This is a genomic window from Aquimarina sp. 433, from assembly GCF_054054605.1.
In genome coordinates this window covers 1-291 of sequence record NZ_JBSWZK010000046.1, presented here as the reverse complement: position 1 = coordinate 291, position 291 = coordinate 1, and the positions used below count along the sequence as shown (strand labels likewise).

The window sequence follows — 291 nt, the reverse complement described above, 5'->3', positions numbered from 1 at the left end:
CGTGCGCTGGTACAAGCCCGCGTGGGCGGATGGCCCGGTCTCGGGGGGCAGCGCGAACCCGAGACTCGTTCAGGCACGCCTGATCACCGCGGTGGCCAAGCGGATCCGCAGCGATGCGCCGTGGGGGGTCTTGCTGTCGGGCGGGCTGGACTCGTCGCTGGTCGCCTCGATTGCTTCGCGGCTGCACCGCCAGCGCACCGGGCGGCCGATCCACACCTTCTCGATCGGGCTCGACGACTCGCCGGACCTGGTCAAGGCGCGTGAGGTGTCGCGCCACATCGGGTCCATCCA

1 protein-coding gene is annotated in these 291 nt (G+C 71.1%); it reads left to right on the top strand.

Features of this window, described 5'->3' with window-relative positions; translation table 11 throughout:
- Positions 1-291: asparagine synthase-related protein (locus tag ACWNT5_RS24285; protein ID WP_456518866.1), on the top strand; the 291-nt coding region annotated here is incomplete at both ends.